Origin of the sequence: Thermomonas sp. S9 (assembly GCF_024704365.1) — a bacterium.
Taxonomy (GTDB): domain Bacteria; phylum Pseudomonadota; class Gammaproteobacteria; order Xanthomonadales; family Xanthomonadaceae; genus Thermomonas.
This window is the reverse complement of sequence record NZ_JAJDFY010000001.1, coordinates 664,726-685,551: the sequence shown is the minus strand read 5'-3', so window position 1 is coordinate 685,551 and position 20,826 is coordinate 664,726. Positions and strand designations below refer to the sequence as shown.

The following is a 20,826-nucleotide window of genomic DNA, read 5'->3' as shown; positions in this document are numbered from 1 at the left end:
ATGCAAACCATGCTCACCACGCCGCCCCTCGCGCTGTATGTGCATCTGCCGTGGTGCGTGCGCAAATGCCCGTATTGCGACTTCAACTCGCACGAGCGCAAGGGCGACCTGCCGTTCGACGCCTACGTCGATGCGCTGCTGCGCGACCTCGATGCCGACCTGCCGCTGGTCTGGGGCCGGGCGGTGCACAGCGTGTTCTTCGGCGGCGGCACGCCGTCGCTGTTCCCGCCGCAGGCGATCGACCGCTTCCTGCAGGACGCGGCCGCACGCCTGCGCTTCGCGCCGGACATCGAGATCACCCTGGAGACCAACCCCGGCACGGTCGAACACGGCCCGTTCACCGGCTACCGCGCGGCCGGCGTGAACCGCCTGAGCTTCGGCGTGCAGAGCTTCGACGATGGCTGCCTGCTGCGACTGGGCCGGATCCACTCCAGCGGCGACGCCGAGCGCGCGGTCAAGGCCGCGCAGGACGCCGGCCTCGACAACCTCAACCTCGACCTGATGTACGCGCTGCCGGGGCAGACCCTGACGATGGCGGTGGACGACATCGCGCGCGCGCGCTGGCCCTGCAGCCCGCCCATGTCAGCCATTACCAGCTGACGCTGGAGCCGGGCACCCGCTTCGCCGCGCGCCCGCCGCAGGACCTACCCGACATCGACGCCGCCTGGGACATGCAGGAGGCCTGCCAGGCGCAACTGGCCGCGGCCGGCTTCGCCCAGTACGAGGTCAGCGCCTACGCACGGTCCGACCGCCAGTGCCGGCACAATCTCAACTACTGGCAGTTTGGCGATTACCTGGGAATCGGCGCCGGTGCCCACGGCAAGCTGACCCTCGGCGCGCAGCAGCAGGTGCGGCGGCGCTGGAAGATCCGCCACCCCCTGCTGTACCTGGAGAAGGCCGGCACCGACGCGGCGATCGGCGGCGACGAACCCCTGACCGAAGCGCGCCTGCCGTTCGACTTCATGCTCAATGCCCTGCGCCTGAACGCCGGGGTGCCGCTGGCGCTGTTCGAGGCGCGCACCGGGTTGCCGCGCTCGACGATCGCCGACCGCCTGGCCACCGCGCGCGCGCGCGCGCTGGCTGGAGGACGACCCCGACTGGCTGCGCCCCACCGAACTCGGCCGCCGCTTCACCAACGACGTGGTGGGCCTGTTCCTTGACTGAACCCAAGACCGCGGCCGAAGGCGCGACCGCGCCGGCGGGCGGCCACGCCGGCATCGGGTGGCGGCGGACATCCGGAATGCCTCCGATTGAGGCGCATAACGATCGCGCATACCATGCGGGTATTGCCGGAGCGCAGGGGGCGCAACTGCAGTGACGATCGCGGCCAGCACAACCCGGACACCGCCCGCGACGCTCGCCGAGGCCGCGCTGCCCAGGCGCGCGCGGCAGGCGCTGGAACGCCTGCTGGCGGACGTGCGCGCAGAGATGGGGCAGCGGCTGCCGCAGTTGCTGGAAGATACCGCCTTCGTGCTCAGCCACACCACTCCCGCCATGAGCCGGCGCTGGAAATCGCGCGCCTGGCCGCGATCCGCAGCCTCGGCCGCGGCGGCCATGCGTTCACCACCCGCTTCATGGCCCAGGTCGAAGCCTCGCTGGCGACCCTGCAGGCCGCACGCGCGGCGCATGCCGACGCCGATGCCGCCCCGGTGACCGAGCTGAAGCTGCTGGAGGACGACGAGCTCAGCGACGAGACCACGCTGCAGAACATCGCCAGCCGGATGGAAGCCCGCAACAGCCTGGCCCTGCAGCTGCTGGGGCATCGGCTGGGCGTGCTGGCCGCCTCGCCTGCGCTGGAGGGCGAGGCGCTGCCGCTGGGGCCGTATGCGCTCTGCAACGCCCTGGCCGACGCCGCGGACGGGCTGGAACTGTCGCGCTACGCGCGCCTGCAGCTGTTCCAGCAGTTCGAGCGGGCGATGGCGGAGTTCTACCCGCCGCTGCTGGAAGCGGCCAACGCGCGCCTGGCCCAGGATGGGATCCTGCCGTTCCTGAGCTTCATCCCGGTGCGCGTGCGCCCGGGATCGGCGGTGCCGACCGCCCTGCGGGAGGACAAGGACGCGAATGCAGCGCCTGCCACCGGCCAGCGCGTGGGGCGCGGCGCGCCTGGGCATGACGCAGACAGCCCCGCCGCGGGCACGCCAGGCGCCGGCATGCCCGGCATGGGTGCGGGCACCGCGTTTGCTGGCGGCCGCACGGGGCGCCCGACCAATCCCGCCTTCAACGCCCTGCAAGGCCTGCTGCACCGGCGCCGCCTGCTGCTGGCCAAGCTGCGCCCCGGCGGGGTGGACGAGCGCGTGCGCGAAACCCTGCGCGCGGACGAGGTGCTGGGCGCACTGCAGCGCATGCGCAGCACCGCCACCAAGGCCGAGAGCCTGGCCGATTACCGCCAGATCCTGCTGGCGCAGGCGCGCCAGCTGCATGGCCACGGGGTGGCGCTGTCCGACATCGACAACGACAGCTTCGACCTGCTCGCGCTCTACCTCACCCAGCTGCAGCGCGAGCTGCGCCGGCACAGTCCCGGCGAGGCGCTGGTGGAGCGCCTGCGCCTGCCGCTGGCGCAGCTGGCCCTGCGCGACCAGCGCTTCTTCACCGACCCGGCGCACCCGGCGCGCCAGCTGCTGAACGCGGTCTCGCTGGCCGGCGCGCGCTGGCTGGCCGAGGACGACCTCGACAGCCAGTGGCTGGGCCTGCTGCAGCGCGCGGTGGCCGCAGTGCAGCAGGACAGCGAGGGCGCGCTGGACACCTTCATCGAGGCCAACCGCACCCTGCAATCCGGCCTGCAGGCACAGGCGCGCAAGGCGGAAATGACCGAACGCCGGCAGGTGGAGGCCGCGCGCGGGCGCGAGAAACTGGCGCTGGCCCGCCAGCGCGCCAACGAGGAGGTGCAGCGGCTGCTGCATGGGCGCAGCCTGCCGCGGTTCCAGGCCATCCTGATCGAACAGGCGTGGATCGACGTGGTGGCGCTGACCCACCTGCGCAGCGGTGAGGCCTCCGAGGACTGGCGCGACGTGCTCGCCACCAGCGCGCGCATCATCGACCTGGCCACCGGTGAAGCCGCGGCCACCGGCGACGACGCCCTGGCCGCGCAGATCCGCGGCGCATTGGAGCAAGTGGGCTACCACGCCGAGGACGCCACCACCATCGCCCACCAGCTGGGCCACGGCGGCGCGCAGGAAGGCGATCTCGCCTCGCGCACGGAACTACTGGTGCAGCTGCGCGCGCGCGCGCGCCTGGGCGAAGGCAACGACGTGGTGCTGGAACCACCGGCGCCGCTGGCCCCTGCCGAGCTGGCCGCGCGCGACCGCCTGCGCACGCTGCAGACCCCGGCCTGGGTGGAACTGCTGGACGCCAGCGACTTCCCGCTGCGGCGCCGGCTGGCCTGGGCCAGCACGCAGACCTCGCAGGCACTGCTGGTCAACCGCCGCGGCCAGCGCGCCAGCGGCGAGGATCTGGACGTGCTGGCGCGCATGCTCGCCGCCGGCAACCTGCGCCTGCTCGACGGCGACCCGAGCCCGGCCGAAATGGCCTGGGATGCCACCCTGGCCAGCCTGCAGCGGATCGGCCAGGGCGATTCCGACCCCACCGGCATGGAGCCCACCGATGGGAATTGAGTCCCGCCGCCAGGTCCGCCGCAGCGTGCCCGGCATGGTCGAAGTGTTCGACACGATCCTGGAGGAGCCGGTCGGCTACCTCGGGAATGTCTCGGTCGGCGGCATGCTGCTGATCGCCAACCGCCGCCTGCCCGACGACGCCCTGTTCCAGCTCCGATTCCAGTTGCCCGACCACCTGCCCGGCGCACCCGCGCTGGAGGTCGGCGCGCATGTGCTGTGGCAGGACAAGGCCGGCGCCCCCGGGCAGTCCTGGGTGGGCATGCGTTTCCTCGGGCTCTCGCCCGAGGCCCTGCAGCGCCTGCGCCTGTGGGTGGCGCAGGCGGAGGGCTGACGCGCCCTGCGCGGCACCGCCGGATGCGCGACAATCGGGGTCCACCCACGTCTGCGATCGGTTCTTGAGATGTCCACGCCCTCGCTCGCTGCGCTGTATCCCGCCCACCTCGACACGTTGCAGGCCCGCACCGCCGAAGCGCTGCGCCGCGGCGGCTTCGAGCACCTGGTCATCCCCAGCGGCACCCTGCACTACCAGGCGTTCGACGATCGCGACTACCCCTACGCGGTGAACCCGCAGTTCAAGGCCTGGCTGCCGCTGACCCAGGCGCCGGGCAGCTGGCTGGTGATCACCCCGGGCAAGCGGCCGGCGCTCATCTTCCTGCAGCCGCACGACTACTGGCACGCGGTGCCGGCGATGCCGCGCGAGTACTGGGTCGAGCAGTTCGACATCCAGGTGATCCGCACCCCGGAGGAGGCCGTGCGCCTGCTGCCGCCGGTATTCCGCTGCGCCATCCTCGGCGAGGCGCAGAGCGCGCTGGGCAGCTACGTGCCGAACAACCCGGAGCCGGTGCTGCAGTATCTGGAGTACCACCGTGCGTTCAAGACGCCCTACGAAATCGAAATGATGCGGCAGGCCAGCCGCATCGGAGTGCGTGCCCACCGCGCGGCCGAGCGCGCGTTCCGCGCCGGCGCCAGCGAATTCGGCATCCATCTGGCCTATTGCCAGGCCGCCGGACAGGATGCCAACGACCTGCCCTACGGCAACATCGTCGCGCTCAACGAGCACGCCGCGGTGCTGCACTACACCCAGCGCGAGCGCCTGCCGCCGAAACCGGTGCGCAGCTTCCTGATCGACGCCGGCGCCAGCGTCGGCGGCTACGCCAGCGACATCACCCGCACCTATTCGGCGCAGGACGACGACTTCGCGGCGCTGATCCGCGCAGTGGACACGGTGCAGCTGCAGCTGTGCGACCAGGTCCGCGCCGGCACCGACTACCGCCGGATCCACCTCGACGCGCACCTGCGCCTGGCCGGGGTGCTGCGCGAATTCGGCGTGCTGCGGATCGCCCCCGAGGACGCCGTGGCGCGGGGCGTCTCCAGCGCGTTCTTCCCGCACGGCATCGGCCACGGGATCGGCCTGCAGGTGCACGACGTGGCCGGGTTTGCCGCCTCCGACGCCGGCGGCACGCTTGCCAAGCCCGACGGCCATCCCTACCTGCGCCTGACCCGCACGCTGGCACCCGGCATGGTGGTCACCATCGAGCCGGGGATCTACTTCATCGACATGCTGCTGGACGCGCTCAAGGCCAGGGGCCAGGGCGATGCGGTGGACTGGGAGCGGGTCGCCGCGTTCAAGCCGTATGGCGGCATCCGCATCGAAGATGACGTGGCGTGCACCGACCAGGCGCCGCTCAACCTGACCCGCGAGGCATTCGCCGCAGGCTGACGCGGCACCCGCACAACAGCCCCGGGGCTAGCGACTCATCAGCGTCTCGATCTCGTCCGCGCTGCGTTCCAGCGCGGCGGTGAGCACGCGGTGGCCATCGCGGGTGATGAGCACGTCGTCTTCGATGCGGATGCCGAGGCCGCGCCACTCCGGCGCCACCGCCGCATCGTCGGCGGGGACGTACAGCCCCGGCTCGATGGTGACCACCATGCCCGGCTCCAGCAGGCGCGAGGCGCCGTCGATCCGGTATTCGCCGGCATCGTGCACGTCCAGCCCCAGCCAGTGCCCGGTCTTGTGCCGGTAGTAACGCTGGTAGCCGCCGCTGGCGATCACCTCCTGCAGACGGCCACGCAGCAGGCCGAGCGAGAGCAGCCCCTCGGTCAGCGTATGCACCGCCGCTTCGTGCATCGCGGAGAAAGGCCGCCCCGGCCGCGCCTGCGCCAGCGCTGCGGCCTGCGCGGCGCAGACCAGGTCGTGCAGCGCGCGCTGCGCGTGGCTGAAGCGGCCGGACACCGGGAAGGTGCGGGTGATGTCCGCCGCGTAGCCGGCGTGTTCGGCCCCGGCATCGATCAGCACCAGCTCGCCGGCGCGCGCCCGCGCGCTATTCGCGCCGTAGTGCAGGATGCAGGCGTTGGCACCCGCCCCGACGATGCAGGGGTAGGCCGGCTGCGCGCCATGCCGGCGGAACACGTATTCCAGCTCGGCCTGCAACTCGTATTCATGGATGCCCGGGCGCGCCGCGCGCATCGCGGCGCGGTGTGCCTGCACGCTGATATCGGCCGCCTTCTGCATCAGCGCGATTTCTTCGGCCGACTTGAACAGGCGCATCTCGTCCAGCAGATGCCCGAGCGCCAGGAATTCCTGCGGCGGCTGTGCGCCCTGGCGCGCCTGCGCGCGCACGCGGTTGAGCCAGCCGATCAGCTTGAGGTCGAACTCGGCGTCACGGCCGAGGGGGTAGTACACCCGGCGGCGGCCTTCCAGCAGCCCCGGCAGGATTTCGTCGATGTCGGTAATCGGGTAGGCATCGTCCAGCCCCAGCGCGTCCACTGCGCCTTCCGGGCCCAGCCGCGGGCCGTCCCAGCCCTCGCGCTCGGGATCGCGCTCGCGGCAGAACAGGATCGACTCGCCGTGGCGACGGCCGGGCACCAGCACCAGCACCGCCTCCGGCTCGGCGCAACCGGTGAGGTACCAGAAACCGAATCCTGGCGGTAGGGATAGTGGGTGTCGCGGCTGCGGATGCGCTCCGGCGCCGCGGGCAGGATCAGGATGGCCTCGCCGCCCGCGGCCTGCACTCAGCGCCTGCCGGCGCCGGGCCAGGAGCTTGCGGGTGCGGGCGCTGGTGGCCTGCATCGCGCGCCCGTCAGTGCAGGCGCGCGCGGTGCTGCGCCCCGAGCGCGCAATCCGCATGCAGCAGCAGGACCGCCATGCGCAGGTATTCCTCGATCTCGACCAGCGCCTCTTCGTCGCTGCCGTCGTCGTTGGCGTCGACCTGCGCCGCGCCCAGGCTGGCGAGGTCGCGCAGCGCCTCCTGCCCGTCCTCCGACAGCGGCTTGCCCTCCACCGCCAGCCCGAACCCGCCGAGGAAGGCGCGGCACCAGGCGAACAGGGCGGCGGCGCGCACCACCGGCGGCTCGCCGTCCGGCAGCAGCAGGGTGAAGCCGAAATCGGGATCGCCCAGCTGGGCGACACTGGCGCTGCGCAGGCGGTCCAGCGCATCGCCCGCCTGCGGCGCGGGCACGCCGGGATCGGCCAGCACCCGCGCCGGCCAGTCGGGCGCATCCGCGCCGCCGGCCGCCAGCCACCCGCACAGCGCGCCGTGCAGCTCGGCCGGGGTGCTGGCCAGGGCCAGGCGGTCGGCGGCCTGCGCCACTTCGTTCCAATCCGGCAACTCGATCGCGCTCACTCGCAAGGCCTCGGCGGGGAACCGGCAGTGTAGCAACCCGCCGCCGGCGCTTGTTGCGGCGGAAGCGGGCCGCCTACACTCCGCGCATGGGGGCTCCTTCCACGCCGCGTCCGCCCTGGCCCGCCGGCCTGCTGCTGGCGCCGCTGGCCGTGCGCGCCGGCAACGCCGGCGACAGCCTGGGCGACGGCCTGGTCCTGCTGCTGGCGGTGCTCGTCCTGCTGCTGGCCTGGCTGGCGCTGGAAGTCCATCGCCGGCGCACCCACGACCAGCAGCAGCACCTGCGGCTACTGCAGGAGCGCGAACAGCGCCTGCGCCTGGCGCTGTGGGCCTCGAACGAGCTGTACTGGCAGTTCGACCTGCGCGAACGCACCCTGGAGATCACCCGCGCCGCGCCGGACCAGGCCAACGACCTGGCCATGCATACCGTGCTCGACGGGGACCCGCGCATCCACCAGGACGACCTGCCCCGGGTGCGCGACCACCTGGTGGCCTACCTGCGCGGGGAGACCCCGATCTTCCTGTCCGAGCACCGCATGCGCAGCGAAAACGGGCAATGGCAGTGGATGCTTGCCCGCGGGCGCGCGATCGCGCACGACGCCGACGGCCGCGTGCTGCGGCTGGCCGGCACCGCCCGCAACATCGACGCCCTGCGCGAACTGGAAAGCGAGCGGCAGATCGCCGCCGAGGTGCTGCGCAACATGGCCGAATCGGTGGCGGTGCTGGACGAGCAGTTCCGGTTCGTCGCCGCCAACCCGGCGTTCAGCCGCATGAGCGGCTACGCCGTGGACGAGGTGATCGGCAAGGACACCGCCCTGCTCAACGGTGACCGCCACCCGCCCGAGTTCTACCAGCAGGCGCGCCAGGCGATCCGCGAGCAGACCAGCTGGAACGGCGAGATGTGGCAACGGCGCAAGGACGGCCGCGACTTCCTGTGCGCGATGCAGTGCAACGCCATCGACGACCCTGGCACCCGCCGCCGACTGTACGTGCTGGTGACCAGCGACATCACCGAGCGCCGCCGGATCGAGCACGAACTGCGCTACCTGGCCAACTACGACCCGCTGACCAACCTGCCCAACCGCACCCAGCTGGCGGAGCGGCTGTCGCATGCGATCGTGCAGGCCCGCCGCAGCGGCCACAGGTTGGCGCTGCTGTTCCTCGACCTCGACAACTTCAAGGACATCAACGACTCGCAGGGCCACGCCACCGGCGACCGCGTGCTGCGCGCGGTCGCGCGCCGGCTGCAGGACGTGGTCGGGCCCGAACGCACGGTGGCGCGTATCAGCGGCGACGAGTTCGCGGTGGTGCTGGAAGGCATCGCCGACGGCACCGAGGCCGACCAGTGCGCGCAGCGGATCATCGAGGCATTCGAGGCGCCGCTGCACCTCGACGACCGCCACGAGGCGACCATCTCGCCCTCGATCGGCATCAGCCTGTTCCCGGACCACGCGCAGGTGCCCACCGACCTGCTCAAGCACGCGGACACCGCGATGTACCGCGCCAAGCGCGGCGGCAAGCGCGGCCACATGCGCTACCTGCAGGAAATGGAGACCGACAGCCGCCGCCGCGCCGGCCTGATCGCCGCGCTGCGGCGCGCGATCGAGCGCGATGAACTGCACCTGGCCTTCCAGCCCGAGCTGCACCTCGCCGACGGCCGCATCGCCGCGGTCGAGGCGCTGCTGCGCTGGGACAGCGCCGAACATGGCAGCATCGCCCCGGAGGAGTTCATCCCGCTGGCCGAGGAAACCGGGCTGATCGTGCCGATCGGCGAATGGGTGCTGGACGCGGCCTGCCGCACCCTGGCCGGATGGCGGCGCGCGGGCGCGGACCCGCGCCTGAAGGTGTCGATCAACGTCTCCGCGCTGCAGCTGTTGCGCAGCGAGCTGCCGGGCACGGTGGCCGCCGTCCTGCGCCGGCACGGCCTGGCCGCATCCGCGCTGGAGCTGGAGCTGACCGAAAGCGTGCTGATGGACAACGCCGCGCTGGCCGGCGACCGCCTGCGCGCGTTCCGCGACCTCGGCGTCTCGATCGCGGTGGACGACTTCGGCACCGGCTATTCCTCGCTGTCCTACCTGCACCGGCTGCCGATCAATACCCTGAAGATCGACAAGGCCTTCATCGATGGGGTCGCCTCACCCGACGACCACGAGGACGCCACCATCACCACCACCGTGATCGCGATGGCGCGCACCCTCGGCCTGCAGGTGGTGGCGGAGGGCGTGGAAACCGCCGCCCAGCTGGCGTTCCTGCAGCGCAATGCCTGCGACATCGCGCAGGGCTACTGGATCTCGCGCCCGCTCGCCGCCGATGCCTGCCTGCGCTTCCTGCTGGAGACGCAGGCCGGTGCCGGCGCGCGGCTTGACCCGGCCGGCGCGCCTGCCTAAGGTGCGCGGATGGACCAGCGCGACCTGCACGGCGAACTGCACAAACTGCTGGCGCGGATCGACCTGCTCGCCGCGCGCATGCAGCGCCTGCAGGACGAAAACCGCAGCCTGCGCGCGCAGGTGGAACAGTTGGCGGGCGAACGCGCCCAGCTGCTATCCAAGCAGGAGCAGGCGCGCAGCCGGGTCGAGGCGATGATCGGCCGCCTGAAGTCGCTGGAGCAGCACACGTGAGCGCACCGGTCACCGTCCGCATCCTCGACCGCGAGTACACGGTCGGCGTGAGCGAGGACGAGCGCGATTCGCTGATGGCCGCGGCGCGCCTGCTGGACGCGCGCATGCGCGAACTGCGCGGCGGCAACAAGATGGTCGCCGCCGACCGCCTGGCCGTGCTCACCGCGCTCAACCTCGCGCACGAGCTGCAGCAGGGCCGCGCGGGCGGCCACGCGCAGGCCGGGGACGATGCCTTCGCCCTGCTCGACGCCGCCAACCGCAGGCTGGACGCGCTGCTGGCGTGAACCTGAACCTGCCGTGCGCAGACGCGCGCGACGGCTTCCGGCTGCAACCCGCCGGGCTATACTGTCGGCGTTCTCTGCTGTGTGCGACAGCGTGCGCAACATTCGCCTTGTCCCTTAATGACGACCATGGGGGCGCACCGGCAGCCGGGAGTGCAGGTCCGCCGCGAGCGGAAAGCCCGATGGCCGCCCAGCGTTCCCACTTGAACCCCGGGTTCAAGGTCGTTCCGCACGCATCGCCACGGCGGAGACATTCCCTCCTTCCCCGCAGCCCGGCCCGCCCCGCGTGAGTCCGCCTCCAGACCGCACCGCGCTGCGCCAGTCCCTGCGCGAACGCCGCCGCGCCCTGCCCGCCGCCATCCGCATCGCCGCCGCCGAGGCGCTGGCGCAGCGCCTGCTGGCGCTGCCGTTCCTGCCCGCAAGCGGCTACGTGGGCGGCTACTGGGCGATGGATGGCGAGATCGCCCTGCACAGCTTCCAGCTGCGGTTGCCGCCGGGGCTGGTGTACTGCCTGCCGCTGCTGCACGCCGACGGCCGCCTGCGCTTCGCGCCGTGGCGCGCGGGCGACCCGCTGGTCAGCAACCGCTTCGGCATCCCCGAGCCCGACGTTTCCGCCGACGGTGCGTTGCGCGCCGACGACATGGCCCTGCTGGTGCTGCCGCTGGTCGGCTTCGATCCGGCCTGCCACCGGCTGGGCATGGGCGGCGGCTGGTACGACCGCAGCCTGGCCTTCCGCCAGCACACCGCGCCGCCGCCGTGAGCTGGTGGGCGCCGCGTTCGCCGCGCAGCAGGTGGAGGCGCTGCCGCAGGCGGCCTGGGACGTGCGCCTGGACGCGGTCTGCTGCGAACATGCCACCTTCCTCGCCACGGACGCCGGACAAGGAATCCCCGCATGAGCCCACGCAAGCGCTACTGGATGATGAAGACCGAGCCGGAAACGTTCTCGATCGATGACCTGGCGCGGGTCGGCACCGAGCCCTGGAACGGCGTGCGCAACTACCAGGCGCGCAACTACATGCGCGACGGGATGCAGGTGGGCGACGGGGTGATGATCTACCACTCCAACTGCAAGGTGCCGGGCATCGCCGGGCTGGCCACGGTCGCCAGCCGCGCCTATCCCGACCCCACCCAGTTCGATCCGCGGTCCGACTACTTCGATCCCAACTCCAGCCGCGAAAATCCGCGCTGGCAGCTGGTGGACGTGGCGTTCGCGCGCAAGCTGCGGCGGCTGATCCCGCTGGAGGACATCAAACGCCACGCCGATGCGCTGGGCGAGTGCTTTCCCCCTGACCGCGCGCGGCAACCGCCTTTCGGTGTTTCCGGTCACCGCCGCGCAATGGCAGCTTCTGCTGTCGCTGGAATGATCGCCATGCGCGCGATCCTCCGGTTCACCCCTGCATCCTGCCCACGGAAACCGCCATGTCCGACGCCAAGAAACTCGCCGCCGAAAAAGCCATCGACTACGTCCAGGACGGCATGATCGTCGGAGTCGGCACCGGCTCCACCGTCGCCTATTTCATCGATGCGCTGGCGGCCTGGAAGGACCGCATCGCTGGCGCGGTGTCCAGCTCCGAGCAGAGCACCGCGCGCCTGAAAGCGCACGGGATCGAGGTGCTCGATCTCAACGCGACCGGCCCGCTGGCGCTGTACGTGGACGGCGCCGACGAATGCGACGCCCACAAGCGCCTGATCAAGGGCGGCGGCGCCGCGCTCACCCGCGAGAAGATCATCGCCGAGGCCAGCGCGCGCTTCGTCTGCATCATCGACCCCAGCAAGCAGGTCGAGGTGCTGGGCCGCTTCCCGCTGCCGGTGGAGGTGATCCCGATGGCGCGCAGCCTGGTCGCGCGCGAAATCCTGCGCATGACCGGCGGCCAGCCGGTCTGGCGCGACGGCGTCATCACCGACAACGGCAACTGGATCCTGGACGTGCACAACCTGGCCATCACCGACCCGGTGGCGCTGGAGCGCGAGCTCAACCAGATCCCCGGGGTGGTCAGCGTCGGCCTGTTCGCGCGCCGCCCGGCCGACGTGGTGATCGTCGGCGGACAGCCGCCGCGGGTGCTGTAAGCCGTGCCGGCGGGCGTTCACCAAAATATGAACCGACTGGTTTATTATAGGCGCATGACCCCCTCCGAGCCCGCCCGCGCGCCCGCCCAGCCGCCCAAGGCCGCCAGCCCCGGCCGTCCCAAGGACCTCGCCAAGCGCGCGGCGATCCTGGAGGCGGCCAAGCGCATGTTCGTCCAGCACGGTTTCGACCGCGTCAGCATGGACCAGGTCGCCGCCGAGGCCGGGGTATCCAAGCTCACCGTGTACAGCCATTTCGGCGACAAGGACAGCCTGTTCGCCGAGGCCGTGCGCGCGCATTGCGAGCAGAACCTGCCGCAGCGGCTGTTCGAGGCCGCGCCGGATGCGCCGCTGCGCGAACGCCTGCTGGCGATCGGGCAGGCGTTCTTCGCGATGATCATGGCCCCGGAAGCGGTGGCCGGGCATCGCATCCTGTGCTCGCCGCAGGTGGCCGCGCGCGGCATGGCGTCGAGCTTCTGGGCGGCCGGCCCGGAACGGGTCAAGGCCGCCTTCCGCAACCTGCTGGAGGACCGCATCGCGCGCGGCGAGCTGGAGATCGACGACCCCGCCCGCGCCGCCGGCCACTTTTTCGCCCTGCTCAAGGGCGACCCGCACGCGCAGGCGGTGCTGGGCTGCCAGAGCGACGACTGCCTGCAGGCGGCGCAGGCGCACGTGAGCAGCGTGGTGGATCTGTTCCTGCGCGCCTACGCGGTCCGCAGCCATGACAAACGCCGCTGAACGCCACCCGCGCCGCGCCGGCGGCGATGACTTCCGGCACTGCGTGCTGGTGTATCAGTACGCCCAGACTGCCCGCCAGCCCGGAGAGTGCGGCACTACAATACGCAGTCCCCTGCAACGGATTTCCGACTCATGAGCATCGATTTCGCCCGCGCCCGTGAAACCATGGTGGAGCAGCAGGTGCGTCCCTGGGACGTGCTGGACGTGCGCGTGCTGGACACCCTGGCGCAGGTTCCGCGCGAGGCGTACGTGGCCGAGGCGCTGCGCGCGCTGGCCTATGCCGACACCGAACTGCCGATCGGCCACGGCGAGCACATGCTCAAGCCGGTGCTGGAAGGCCGTGCGCTGCAGGCGCTGGGCGTGCAGGCCCACGAAAGCGTGCTGGAGATCGGCACCGGCAGCGGCTACATGGCCGCCTGCCTGGCCCGCCTGGGGCGCGAAGTGGTGAGCATCGAACGCCACGCCGACCTCGCCGAGGCCGCGCGCGCGCGCCTGGCCGCGCAGGGCATCGGCAATGTCAGCGTGCTCGCCACCGACGCGTTCCAGTGGACGCCCGGCCGGACCTTCGACGTGATTTGTGTCACTGGCGCGGTCGCCAGCCTGCCCGCACGCTTCGGCGAGTGGCCAGCCGCCGGCGGCCGCATGTTCGTGGTGCACGGCCGTTCGCCGGCGATGGAGGCGGCGCTGGTGCGCCGCGGCGTCAACGGCCTGGAAGTCGACTCGTTGTTCGAAACCGACCTGACCTATCTCGCGGGCGCCGAGCCCGCCCCCGTCTTCACCTTGTGACCCCTTAAGGACCCCCCCATGCCGCGTCGCTCGCTCGCCCTTGCCCTTGCTGCCATCCTGCTGCCCGCCGCAGCGCAGGCGGATGACCTGCTGCAGAGCTACCAGAACGCACGCAGCAACGACCCGCAGTATGCCGCCGCCGAATCCAGCCGCTTGATCGGCCGCGAGGGCGCGGTGCAGGCGCGCGCCGCGCTGCTGCCGCAGATCAACGGCAGTGGCAGCTACCAGCGCACCCGCAGCGACGGGCCCTCGACCCAGACCCAGTTCGACCCCAACAGCGGCCAGCCGATCCGCTTCAGTGGCAACAGCTCCACCACCACCAACAGCCGCCGCTACGGAATCGGTGTGGATCAGACCCTGCTGGATTTCGGCAAGCTCAGCCGTGTACGCAGCCAGAACGCCCTCAGTCAGGCTGCCGATTATCAGTACGATGCCGCCGGGCAGTCCTTGATCGTTCGCACGGCGCAGGCCTACTTCAATGTGCTGGTGGCGCTGGAAACCCTGAGCGCCTCCGAAGCGTCCGAAGCCGCGTTCAAGAAACAGTACGACTTCGCCAGCAAGCGCCTGGAAGTCGGACTGGCGCCGGTGACGGACGTGTACGAGGCGCAGGCGCAGTATGACGGCGCGCGCGCCAACACCATCCTGTCGCGCAATGCGGTGATGGATGCCTATCAGGCGCTGATGGAGATCACCGGGACTCCAGTGGCCAGCCTCAAGGCGCTGCCTGAGGACTTCAAGCCGAGCCTGCCGTCCAAGCAGGATGCCGATGCCTGGGTCGCGCAGGCCATCGCCAACAACGCCTCGCTCAAAGCCCTGGAAATGCAGTTGAAATCAGCCGAGGCCGACGTGGCCACCGCGCGCGCCGCGCATCTGCCCACGCTCACGCTGAGCGGGGGCTATAACAAAAACGCAAGCTGGGGCGACTCCACTTTCAGCAGCAGCAATCCGCCGTTTTCCAGCACCTTCCCCATCAGCAACGAAAGCAAGGGGCCGTCGGTCGGCATTACCCTGACCGTGCCGATCTTCTCCGGGGCGCGACCCAGTCGCGGGTTCGCCAAGCGCTGGCTCAACGCGACCTCGTCCAGGATCAGCTGGAACAACAGCGGCGTGCGCTCATGCGCAATACCCGCAATGCCTACCGGGGGCTGCTCGCCGGCATCAGCGAGATCGAAGCGCGCCGGCTCGCGCTGGTCTCGGCGCAGAGCGCCTACGATGCGTCCCAGGTCGGGCTGGAAGTCGGCACCCGCACCGTGCTGGACGTGCTGAACAACCAGCGCATCCTGTTTTCCGCGCAGCAGGCCTACGCCCAGGCCAAGTACAACTTCCTGCAGGCGCGGCTCGTGCTGGAACAGGCCGCCGGCACCCTGGACGTGACCGACCTCGAGGACATCAACCGCCTGCTGACCGCGGACAAGCCGATCGACAAGAGCATCGCCACGCGCTGACCGGCATCCGCGCCGGGACACCGGGGTCTCGATTCGACGCAGGAGCGGGCACTGCCCGCTCTTCGCGTTTCAGGGGGCATCGCCGCTCACTCCGGCAGCAGCGGCGCGATCAAGGCCAGGGTGCGCGCCAGCGCGCCGCGACCGTCCTCCAGCAGGCGGCGGGCGGATTCCGTCATCGCCCGGCATTCGTCCGGATGCCCGAACAGCCGGACCAGCGCCTGCGCCAGCGCTGGGGCATCGGCCACCAGTTGCATCGCCTGCGCCTCGCGCAGGCGGCGCGAGATGTCGGCGAAATTGTGCAGGTGCGGGCCGCTGAGGATGGCGGTGCCGGTCGCCGCCGGCTCCAGCAGGTTGTGGCCGCCGATGTCCTGCAGGCTGCCGCCGACGAACGCCACCTGCGCGCAGGCGTAGAAGCGCAGCAGCTCGCCCAGGGTATCGATCACGAATACGCCGGTGTCCGCGCCGGGCCAGCCCTGCGCGCTGCGCCGGGCGGTCTGGAACCCTGCGGCGCGCGCGGCCTCGACCGCCGCGCGAAAGCGCTCGGGATGCCGCGGCGCCCACAGCAGCAGCGCGTCCGGATAGCGCTGGCGCAGGTGCGCGTGCGCTTCCAGCACCGGCGCTTCCTCGTCCTCGTGGGTGCTGGCGGCGATCCACACCGGCCGTGGCCGCCCCAGCGCAGCGCGGAATTCGGCCACGAACGCATCCACCTGCGGCGGCGGCAGGTCGAACTTGAGGTTGCCGGTGGCCTGCACTCGCGCCGGATCCGCGCCCAGCGCGACGAACCGCTGCGCATCCTCCGGCGACTGCGCCGCGACCAGGTCCACGCCGGCCAGCGCGCGCCGGATCAGCGGCGCCAGCAGGCGGTAGCCGCGCAGCGAGCGCGCCGACAGGCGCGCGTTGAGGATGCAGGTGGGAATGCCGTGCGCGCGGCAACCGAACAGCAGGTTCGGCCACAGCTCGGTCTCCACGATCAGCGCCAGCGCCGGGCGGAAATGGCGCAGGAAGCGCTCCACCGCGCCCGGCAGGTCATACGGCAGATAGACATGCGCGACCGCATCGCCCCACAGCGCGCGCACGCGCTCGGAGCCGGTGGGGGTGATGGTGGTGACCACCAGGCGCAGGTCCGGATGCGCCGCGCGCAGGCGGTCCACCAGCGGCGCCGCCGCGTTCACCTCGCCCACCGACACCGCATGCACCCACACCGGCGCCGGCTGTCCGGGCACGGCATAGCTGGCGTAGCGCTCGTCCCAGCGCTGGAAATAGGCGCGCTGGCGGAAGCCGCGCCAGATCAGGTGATACAGCGTGATCGGCAGCAGCAGATAGAGCACGGCCGAGTACAGGCCGCGCAGCACGCGTTCGGTGAATTCGGCCCGCATCCGCACAGGATAGCGAAGCCGGCGCGCCCGGTAGAATCCTCGCATGGCCGATCACCCGCCGCCCCGCCCGCCGTTCTCGCCGCGCCTGTGGCCGCAGTGGCTGGGCGTGGGGCTGATGGTGGCCGCCGCGCGCCTGCCGTGGTGGCTGCAGCGCCGGCTGGGCGCGGCCATCGGCGGGCTGGTGCGGCATCTGGCGCGCTCCCGGCGCGAGGCGGCGCGCACCAACCTCGCGCTGTGCCTGCCGGAGCTCGACGCCGCCGCGCGCGAGGCCCTGCTGCGCGCGCATTTCCGCGATGTCGGCATCGGCCTGTTCGAGTTCGCGCGCGCCTGGTGGGGCGACGTCACGCCGATGCGCGCCGGCGCCCGCATCGAAGGGCTGGAGATCCTGCGGCGGCTGCAGGCGGAGGGCCGCGGCGTCCTGCTGGTGTCGGGGCATTTCATGACTCTGGAGCTGTGCGGGCGGCTGCTGTGCGACCACGTGCCGCTGGCGGGGATGTACCGCAGGCATCGCGGCGCGGTGATGGAATGGGCGGTGCTGCGCGGGCGGCTGCGCTATGCCAGCGCGATGTTCGCCAACCGCGACACCCGCGGCGCGCTGCGCCATCTCAAGCGCGGCGGCATCCTGTGGTACGCGCCCGACCAGGACATGCGCGGCAAGGACACCGTGTTCGCGCCGTTCTTCGGCATCCCGGCGGCCACCATCACCGCCACCCACCAGTTCGCGCGGATGACCGGCTGCGCGGTGGTGCCGTTCTTCCACCGCCGCGAGGGCGACCGCTACCTGCTGCGGGTGGGCGAGCCGCTGGCGCCGTTCCCGACCGACGATGCGGTGGCCGACAGCGCGGCGGTGAACGCGGCGATCGAGGCCATGGTGCGGCAGGCGCCCAGCCAGTACCTGTGGCCGCACCGCCGCTTCAAGCGCCAGCCGGACGGCGCCTCGCGCTATCGTTGAGGCGCACTGGCCTCCGGCTCCACCGGGCCCCACAGACTGCCGACGTACAGCCCGGCCAGCAGCAGCAGCACGCCGCCCCAGAACGTCGAATACGCCGCCAGGTGGGTGTTGAGGGGGAACACGCTGACCGCCAGCGCCAGCATCGCCGGATGCGCGCGTGCGCGCGCCGCGCGATCGGCGTAGCGCCAGGCCCGCCACGCCAACGCGGCGCCCGCCAGCCACAGCAGCAGGCCGACCAGGCCGGTCTCGCTGGCCACTTCCAGCACCAGCTGGTGCGCGTGCAGCGGCGGCCCCGCGCCCCACGCCGGCACCCGTTCCGGATGCGGATCGCAGGCAGGGAACGCCGCGCGGAAGCCGCGCACGCCGACCCCGTTGAGCGGGTGTTCGCGCAGCATGCACAGCGCCCCCGACCAGATCCGCAGCCGTCCGGACAGCGCCGCATCCAGCGCGGCCATGCCGCCGTCCAGCGCCTGCGCGCTGCGCTGCACCCGTTCCTGCACCAAGGGCGACCACGCCGCCAGCGCGCCCATTCCCAGCAGCATCACCGCCAGCAGCGCCAGCAGCCCGCGCCGGCCCAGCGCGCGCCAGCCCGACCACAGCAGCACCAGCGCATATGTCGCCAGGCCGCGCGCGCGCCGGCCAGCAGCACCACCACGCCGATCGCCAGCGCCGCCAGCCACCAGCCGATCCCGCCAGCCCGACGCCCTGCCGTCTCCAGCGCGAACGGCGACAGGCTGGCCAGCACGATCCCGAGCTTGGGATTGCACGGCCCGAACACCCCGGCCAGGCGTCCCGGCGCGTCCACCTCCTGCGGCAGGCACAGCGGCTGCCCCAGCAGCGCCAGGCGGCCGCGGTCGAGCAGCCAGAACAGTGGGCTGGTGCCGGTGCCGGCCGCGACCAGCGCATCCACCGTCCACACCAGCGCGATCAGGCCCAGCCCGGAAAATACGATCTGCCGCCCGCGCGCCACCGCCACCGAGGCGGCGGCCAGCCACAGCAGCGGCAGCACCAGGATGTCACTCAGCACCTTGCGCAGGCCATGCGTCCAGTCGGCCGCGCCGATCAGCGACAGCAGCTCCGGCAGCCAGTACGCGGCGAACAGCACGCCGGTCAGCGCCCACGCCGGCCCCGACATCAGGCCCAGGCCTCCGCGGAAGCGGCGCAGCGCCAGTTCGGCCAGCCCCACCAGCGCCCCCGCGGCCAGCAGCGCCGTCGCGATGCCGTGCAGCGGCCACAGCGCCACCACCAGCAGCACCCAGCCCGGCGCCCAGCGCAGCGCGCGCGCCGGCTCGATCCGCACTTCGTTCATGCCCCCAGCACCGCGTGGTAAAGCGCCAAACCCGCCTCCTGCATCGCCTGCAGCGAAGGCGGCATCGTAGCCGGCAGCGGCGGCGGGTGCAGGCACCAGGCGCGGGCGCGCGCCACCAGCGCGTCCAGATCGAACGGCGCGATCGCCCCCTCCGGCAGCCAGCGCCGCAGCGACTCACCCACGCCGCCGTGCGCCCAGCCCAGCACCGGCCGCCCCACCGCCCAGGCTTCCAGCACGGTGCGCCCGAAGGCCTCCGGCTGGCGCGACAGCTGCAGCACCAGATCGCAGGCGGCATAGGCTTCGGCGATGGCCGCGGTGGGCGCGGTGATGGCCAGCGCCGACGCCACCCCGGCGGCCTGCGCCTGCGCCTGCAATTCCCGCACATAGCGCTCCCGCCCCGGCTGCCGCGCGCCGGCCAGCCACAGCCGCGCGTCCAGCCCACCGGCGCGCAGCCGCGCCAGCAGCGCGATGGCATCGGCATGGCCCTTCAGGCGGGTGCCGCGCCCGGGCAGCAGCAGCAGCGCGCCGTCGCCGCCCAGCGCCGGATGCTCCTGCGCCAGGCGCGCACGCGCCAGCGGATCGGGATGCGGCCTGCGCGGGAATGCGGCGGGATCGACCCCGCGCGGGATCACCACCAGCCGCGCCGGGTCGGTCGCCGGATAGTGCCGCAGCACGTGCGCGCGCACGGTCTCGGACACGCATTCCACCCGCTCGCCGCAGGTCAGGATCGCGCTGTAGCGCGAGGGCGAGTTCAGCCCGTGCACGCTGGTGACGAAATGCGGGCGCTGAGCGGCGGGCATGCCGCGCAGCGCCAGATGGGCCAGCCAGGCCGGCAGGCGCGAGCGCGCGTGCACGATGTCGGCGGTGGCGAACAGGCGGCGCAGCGCCGGCAGGTGGCGCAGCACCAGCGGCGACTTGCGTCCGATGGCCAGCGGGACGTGCCCGGCGCCGAGGGCCTGCAATTGCGGCAGCAGGCGCCCGCCGGCGGAGACCACGCTGGCGCGATGGCCGGCGCGCACCAGCGCCAGCGCGATCTCGAGGGTGGAACGCTCGACGCCCCCGGCGTCCAGCGCGGGCAGCAGCTGGATGACGTGCAGGCGGCGCACGCCCGCGGCGCGGTCAGTCCACCAGCACGTATTCGGTGCCGCAGTATGGGCACTTGCTGTGGCCGCCCTCCTCCGCGATCGGCAGGTACACCCGCGGATGCTCGTTCCACACCGCCATCGCCGGCAGCGGGCAGCTCAGCGGCAGGTCGGCGCGATGCACCGGGTACGGCTGCGGGTGCGGGGCGGGCGACGACGGATGGGAAGCGGGCTGGGCCATGGCGATGCGACGCGGTTGCGGGAACCGCGCCAGTTTACCGCGCGGCGCGGCGGGCGCGCCGGTTCAACCCGGCAGTTCGAACACCAGCACATCGCACGGGCCGGTAAGGCCGCGCAGCGTGTGCGTCCCGGCTTCGCCCTCGAAACCCAGCGCGTCGCCCGCGGCCAGCAGGCGATCTTCCAGCGCCAGTTCGCCCGCCGCCACCTGCAGCCAGTAGCGGTGGCCGGGCTGCAGCGACAGCGCAAGCGCATCGCCAGTGTGCAGGCGGGTGGCCAGCAGGCGCGCCTGCTGGCGGATCGCAAGCGCCCCGTCCACCCCGTCCGGCGAGGCCAGCACCGCCCAGCGCGCGCGCGCGCCTCGGGATCGAAGTGGCGCTGGGCATAGGCCGGCGCGTGGTTGAGCCGCGCCGGCTGGATCCAGATCTGCAGGAAATGCACCGGCGCGGACGGATCGGCGTTGTACTCGCTGTGCTCGATCCCGTGCCCGGCGCTCATCCACTGCACGTCGCCGGTGCGGATCACCCCGCTGTGGCCGGCGCTGTCCTTGTGCGCCAGCGCGCCGTCCAGCACCACGCTGAGGATCTCCATGTTGGCGTGCCGGTGCGGGGCGAAGCCGCCGCCCGGGGCCACCACGTCCTCGTTGAGCACGCGCAGCACGCCGAAGCCCATCCAGGCCGGGTCGTAGTAGTGCCCGAACGAGAAGG

The 20,826-nt window shown here is 72.1% G+C and carries 15 protein-coding genes, 1 other RNA gene and 6 pseudogenes; 15 read left to right on the top strand and 7 right to left on the bottom strand.

Translation table 11 applies throughout. The features are described from left to right. The first annotated feature begins 9 nt into the window (after positions 1–9). The 4 genes and pseudogenes from hemW (at position 10) to pepQ (ending at position 5,331) form a co-directional block, all read left to right on the top strand. Positions 10–1,164: pseudogene (hemW, locus tag LJB71_RS03340) on the top strand (radical SAM family heme chaperone HemW). Positions 1,165–1,277: 113 nt separating this feature from the next. Next, positions 1,278–3,611 (top strand): DUF1631 domain-containing protein, encoded by a 2,334-nt coding sequence (locus LJB71_RS03335; protein ID WP_259303074.1) that lies wholly within the window; start codon positions 1,278–1,280, stop codon positions 3,609–3,611. Then, positions 3,601–3,942 carry a PilZ domain-containing protein gene (locus LJB71_RS03330; protein ID WP_259303073.1) on the top strand — a complete coding sequence of 114 codons (342 nt, stop codon included), beginning with the start codon at positions 3,601–3,603 and terminating at the stop codon, positions 3,940–3,942. The genes LJB71_RS03335 and LJB71_RS03330 overlap by 11 nt, the downstream gene beginning before the upstream one ends. Before the next feature lie 69 nt (positions 3,943–4,011). Next, the gene (gene pepQ, locus LJB71_RS03325) at positions 4,012–5,331 is read left to right on the top strand and encodes a Xaa-Pro dipeptidase (RefSeq protein WP_259303072.1); all 1,320 of its coding nucleotides are present in this window, start codon (positions 4,012–4,014) and stop codon (positions 5,329–5,331) included. 27 nt (positions 5,332–5,358) lie between these two features. Here the strand turns inward: pepQ and LJB71_RS03320 are convergent. Beyond that, a pseudogene (locus LJB71_RS03320) lies at positions 5,359–6,623 on the bottom strand (aminopeptidase P N-terminal domain-containing protein). A 68-nt stretch (positions 6,624–6,691) separates the two neighbouring features. After that, positions 6,692–7,225 (bottom strand): UPF0149 family protein, encoded by a 534-nt coding sequence (locus LJB71_RS03315; protein WP_259304724.1) that lies wholly within the window; start codon positions 7,223–7,225, stop codon positions 6,692–6,694. Positions 7,226–7,320: 95 nt separating this feature from the next. On the opposite strand from LJB71_RS03315, the gene LJB71_RS03310 reads away from it, so the two are divergent. The 10 genes and pseudogenes from LJB71_RS03310 (at position 7,321) to LJB71_RS03265 (ending at position 15,163) form a co-directional block, all read left to right on the top strand. Continuing rightward, positions 7,321–9,618 (top strand): EAL domain-containing protein, encoded by a 2,298-nt coding sequence (locus LJB71_RS03310; RefSeq protein ID WP_259303071.1) that lies wholly within the window; start codon positions 7,321–7,323, stop codon positions 9,616–9,618. Positions 9,619–9,627: 9 nt separating this feature from the next. Continuing rightward, complete coding sequence (locus LJB71_RS03305) at positions 9,628–9,849, top strand: TIGR02449 family protein (protein WP_259303070.1); 222 nt, start codon at positions 9,628–9,630, stop codon at positions 9,847–9,849. Then, positions 9,846–10,133 (top strand): cell division protein ZapA, encoded by a 288-nt coding sequence (locus LJB71_RS03300; RefSeq protein WP_259303069.1) that lies wholly within the window; start codon positions 9,846–9,848, stop codon positions 10,131–10,133. The genes LJB71_RS03305 and LJB71_RS03300 overlap by 4 nt, the downstream gene beginning before the upstream one ends. Positions 10,134–10,201: 68 nt before the next feature. Continuing rightward, a non-coding RNA gene (gene ssrS / locus LJB71_RS03295) (6S RNA) lies at positions 10,202–10,385 on the top strand. 31 nt (positions 10,386–10,416) lie between these two features. Then, a pseudogene (locus LJB71_RS03290) lies at positions 10,417–11,026 on the top strand (5-formyltetrahydrofolate cyclo-ligase). After that, a pseudogene (locus tag LJB71_RS03285) lies at positions 11,023–11,494 on the top strand (EVE domain-containing protein). Before LJB71_RS03290 ends, LJB71_RS03285 begins: the two co-directional pseudogenes overlap by 4 nt. Positions 11,495–11,549: 55 nt before the next feature. Further along, complete coding sequence (gene rpiA / locus LJB71_RS03280) at positions 11,550–12,197, top strand: ribose-5-phosphate isomerase RpiA (RefSeq protein ID WP_259303068.1); 648 nt, start codon at positions 11,550–11,552, stop codon at positions 12,195–12,197. 54 nt (positions 12,198–12,251) lie between these two features. Next, positions 12,252–12,932, top strand: a complete 681-nt coding sequence (locus tag LJB71_RS03275) for a TetR/AcrR family transcriptional regulator (protein WP_259303067.1) — start codon at positions 12,252–12,254, stop codon at positions 12,930–12,932. A 132-nt stretch (positions 12,933–13,064) separates the two neighbouring features. After that, positions 13,065–13,718, top strand: a complete 654-nt coding sequence (locus tag LJB71_RS03270) for a protein-L-isoaspartate O-methyltransferase (RefSeq protein ID WP_259303066.1) — start codon at positions 13,065–13,067, stop codon at positions 13,716–13,718. 18 nt (positions 13,719–13,736) lie between these two features. Beyond that, positions 13,737–15,163 (top strand): annotated as a pseudogene (locus LJB71_RS03265) (TolC family outer membrane protein). A gap of 86 nt (positions 15,164–15,249) precedes the next feature. Here the strand turns inward: LJB71_RS03265 and waaA are convergent. Beyond that, the gene (gene waaA / locus LJB71_RS03260) at positions 15,250–16,539 is read right to left on the bottom strand and encodes a lipid IV(A) 3-deoxy-D-manno-octulosonic acid transferase (RefSeq protein WP_259303065.1); all 1,290 of its coding nucleotides are present in this window, start codon (positions 16,537–16,539) and stop codon (positions 15,250–15,252) included. Positions 16,540–16,582: 43 nt separating this feature from the next. On the opposite strand from waaA, the gene lpxL reads away from it, so the two are divergent. Further along, positions 16,583–17,491, top strand: a complete 909-nt coding sequence (gene lpxL / locus LJB71_RS03255) for an LpxL/LpxP family Kdo(2)-lipid IV(A) lauroyl/palmitoleoyl acyltransferase (protein WP_259303064.1) — start codon at positions 16,583–16,585, stop codon at positions 17,489–17,491. Here the strand turns inward: lpxL and LJB71_RS03250 are convergent. The 4 genes and pseudogenes from LJB71_RS03250 to LJB71_RS03235 all read right to left on the bottom strand — a co-directional run bounded on the left by LJB71_RS03250 (position 17,482) and on the right by LJB71_RS03235 (position 20,459). Further along, positions 17,482–18,800, bottom strand: a pseudogene (locus LJB71_RS03250) (O-antigen ligase family protein). The gene lpxL and the pseudogene LJB71_RS03250 sit on opposite strands and share 10 nt — an antisense overlap. Beyond that, positions 18,797–19,906, bottom strand: a complete 1,110-nt coding sequence (locus tag LJB71_RS03245) for a glycosyltransferase (protein WP_259303063.1) — start codon at positions 19,904–19,906, stop codon at positions 18,797–18,799. The pseudogene LJB71_RS03250 and the gene LJB71_RS03245 overlap by 4 nt, the downstream one beginning before the upstream one ends. A gap of 13 nt (positions 19,907–19,919) precedes the next feature. Then, positions 19,920–20,123 (bottom strand): zinc-finger domain-containing protein, encoded by a 204-nt coding sequence (locus LJB71_RS03240; protein WP_259303062.1) that lies wholly within the window; start codon positions 20,121–20,123, stop codon positions 19,920–19,922. A 63-nt stretch (positions 20,124–20,186) separates the two neighbouring features. Continuing rightward, on the bottom strand, positions 20,187–20,459 hold the full coding sequence (locus tag LJB71_RS03235) for a hypothetical protein (RefSeq protein ID WP_259303061.1): 273 nt from the start codon (positions 20,457–20,459) through the stop codon (positions 20,187–20,189). Positions 20,460–20,826 lie beyond the last annotated feature (367 nt).

Bases quoted from the DNA above. Each gene is read 5' to 3' on its own strand.
- LJB71_RS03240 (WP_259303062.1), bottom strand. From the start codon at position 20,123: ATGGCCCAGCCCGCTTCCCATCCGTCGTCGCCCGCCCCGCACCCGCAG.
- LJB71_RS03270 (WP_259303066.1), top strand. From the start codon at position 13,065: ATGAGCATCGATTTCGCCCGCGCCCGTGAAACCATGGTGGAGCAGCAG.
- rpiA (WP_259303068.1), top strand. From the start codon at position 11,550: ATGTCCGACGCCAAGAAACTCGCCGCCGAAAAAGCCATCGACTACGTC.
- waaA (WP_259303065.1), bottom strand. From the start codon at position 16,539: ATGCGGGCCGAATTCACCGAACGCGTGCTGCGCGGCCTGTACTCGGCC.
- LJB71_RS03305 (WP_259303070.1), top strand. From the start codon at position 9,628: ATGGACCAGCGCGACCTGCACGGCGAACTGCACAAACTGCTGGCGCGG.
- LJB71_RS03335 (WP_259303074.1), top strand. From the start codon at position 1,278: ATGCGGGTATTGCCGGAGCGCAGGGGGCGCAACTGCAGTGACGATCGC.
- LJB71_RS03275 (WP_259303067.1), top strand. From the start codon at position 12,252: ATGACCCCCTCCGAGCCCGCCCGCGCGCCCGCCCAGCCGCCCAAGGCC.
- LJB71_RS03330 (WP_259303073.1), top strand. From the start codon at position 3,601: ATGGGAATTGAGTCCCGCCGCCAGGTCCGCCGCAGCGTGCCCGGCATG.
- pepQ (WP_259303072.1), top strand. From the start codon at position 4,012: ATGTCCACGCCCTCGCTCGCTGCGCTGTATCCCGCCCACCTCGACACG.
- lpxL (WP_259303064.1), top strand. From the start codon at position 16,583: ATGGCCGATCACCCGCCGCCCCGCCCGCCGTTCTCGCCGCGCCTGTGG.
- LJB71_RS03310 (WP_259303071.1), top strand. From the start codon at position 7,321: ATGGGGGCTCCTTCCACGCCGCGTCCGCCCTGGCCCGCCGGCCTGCTG.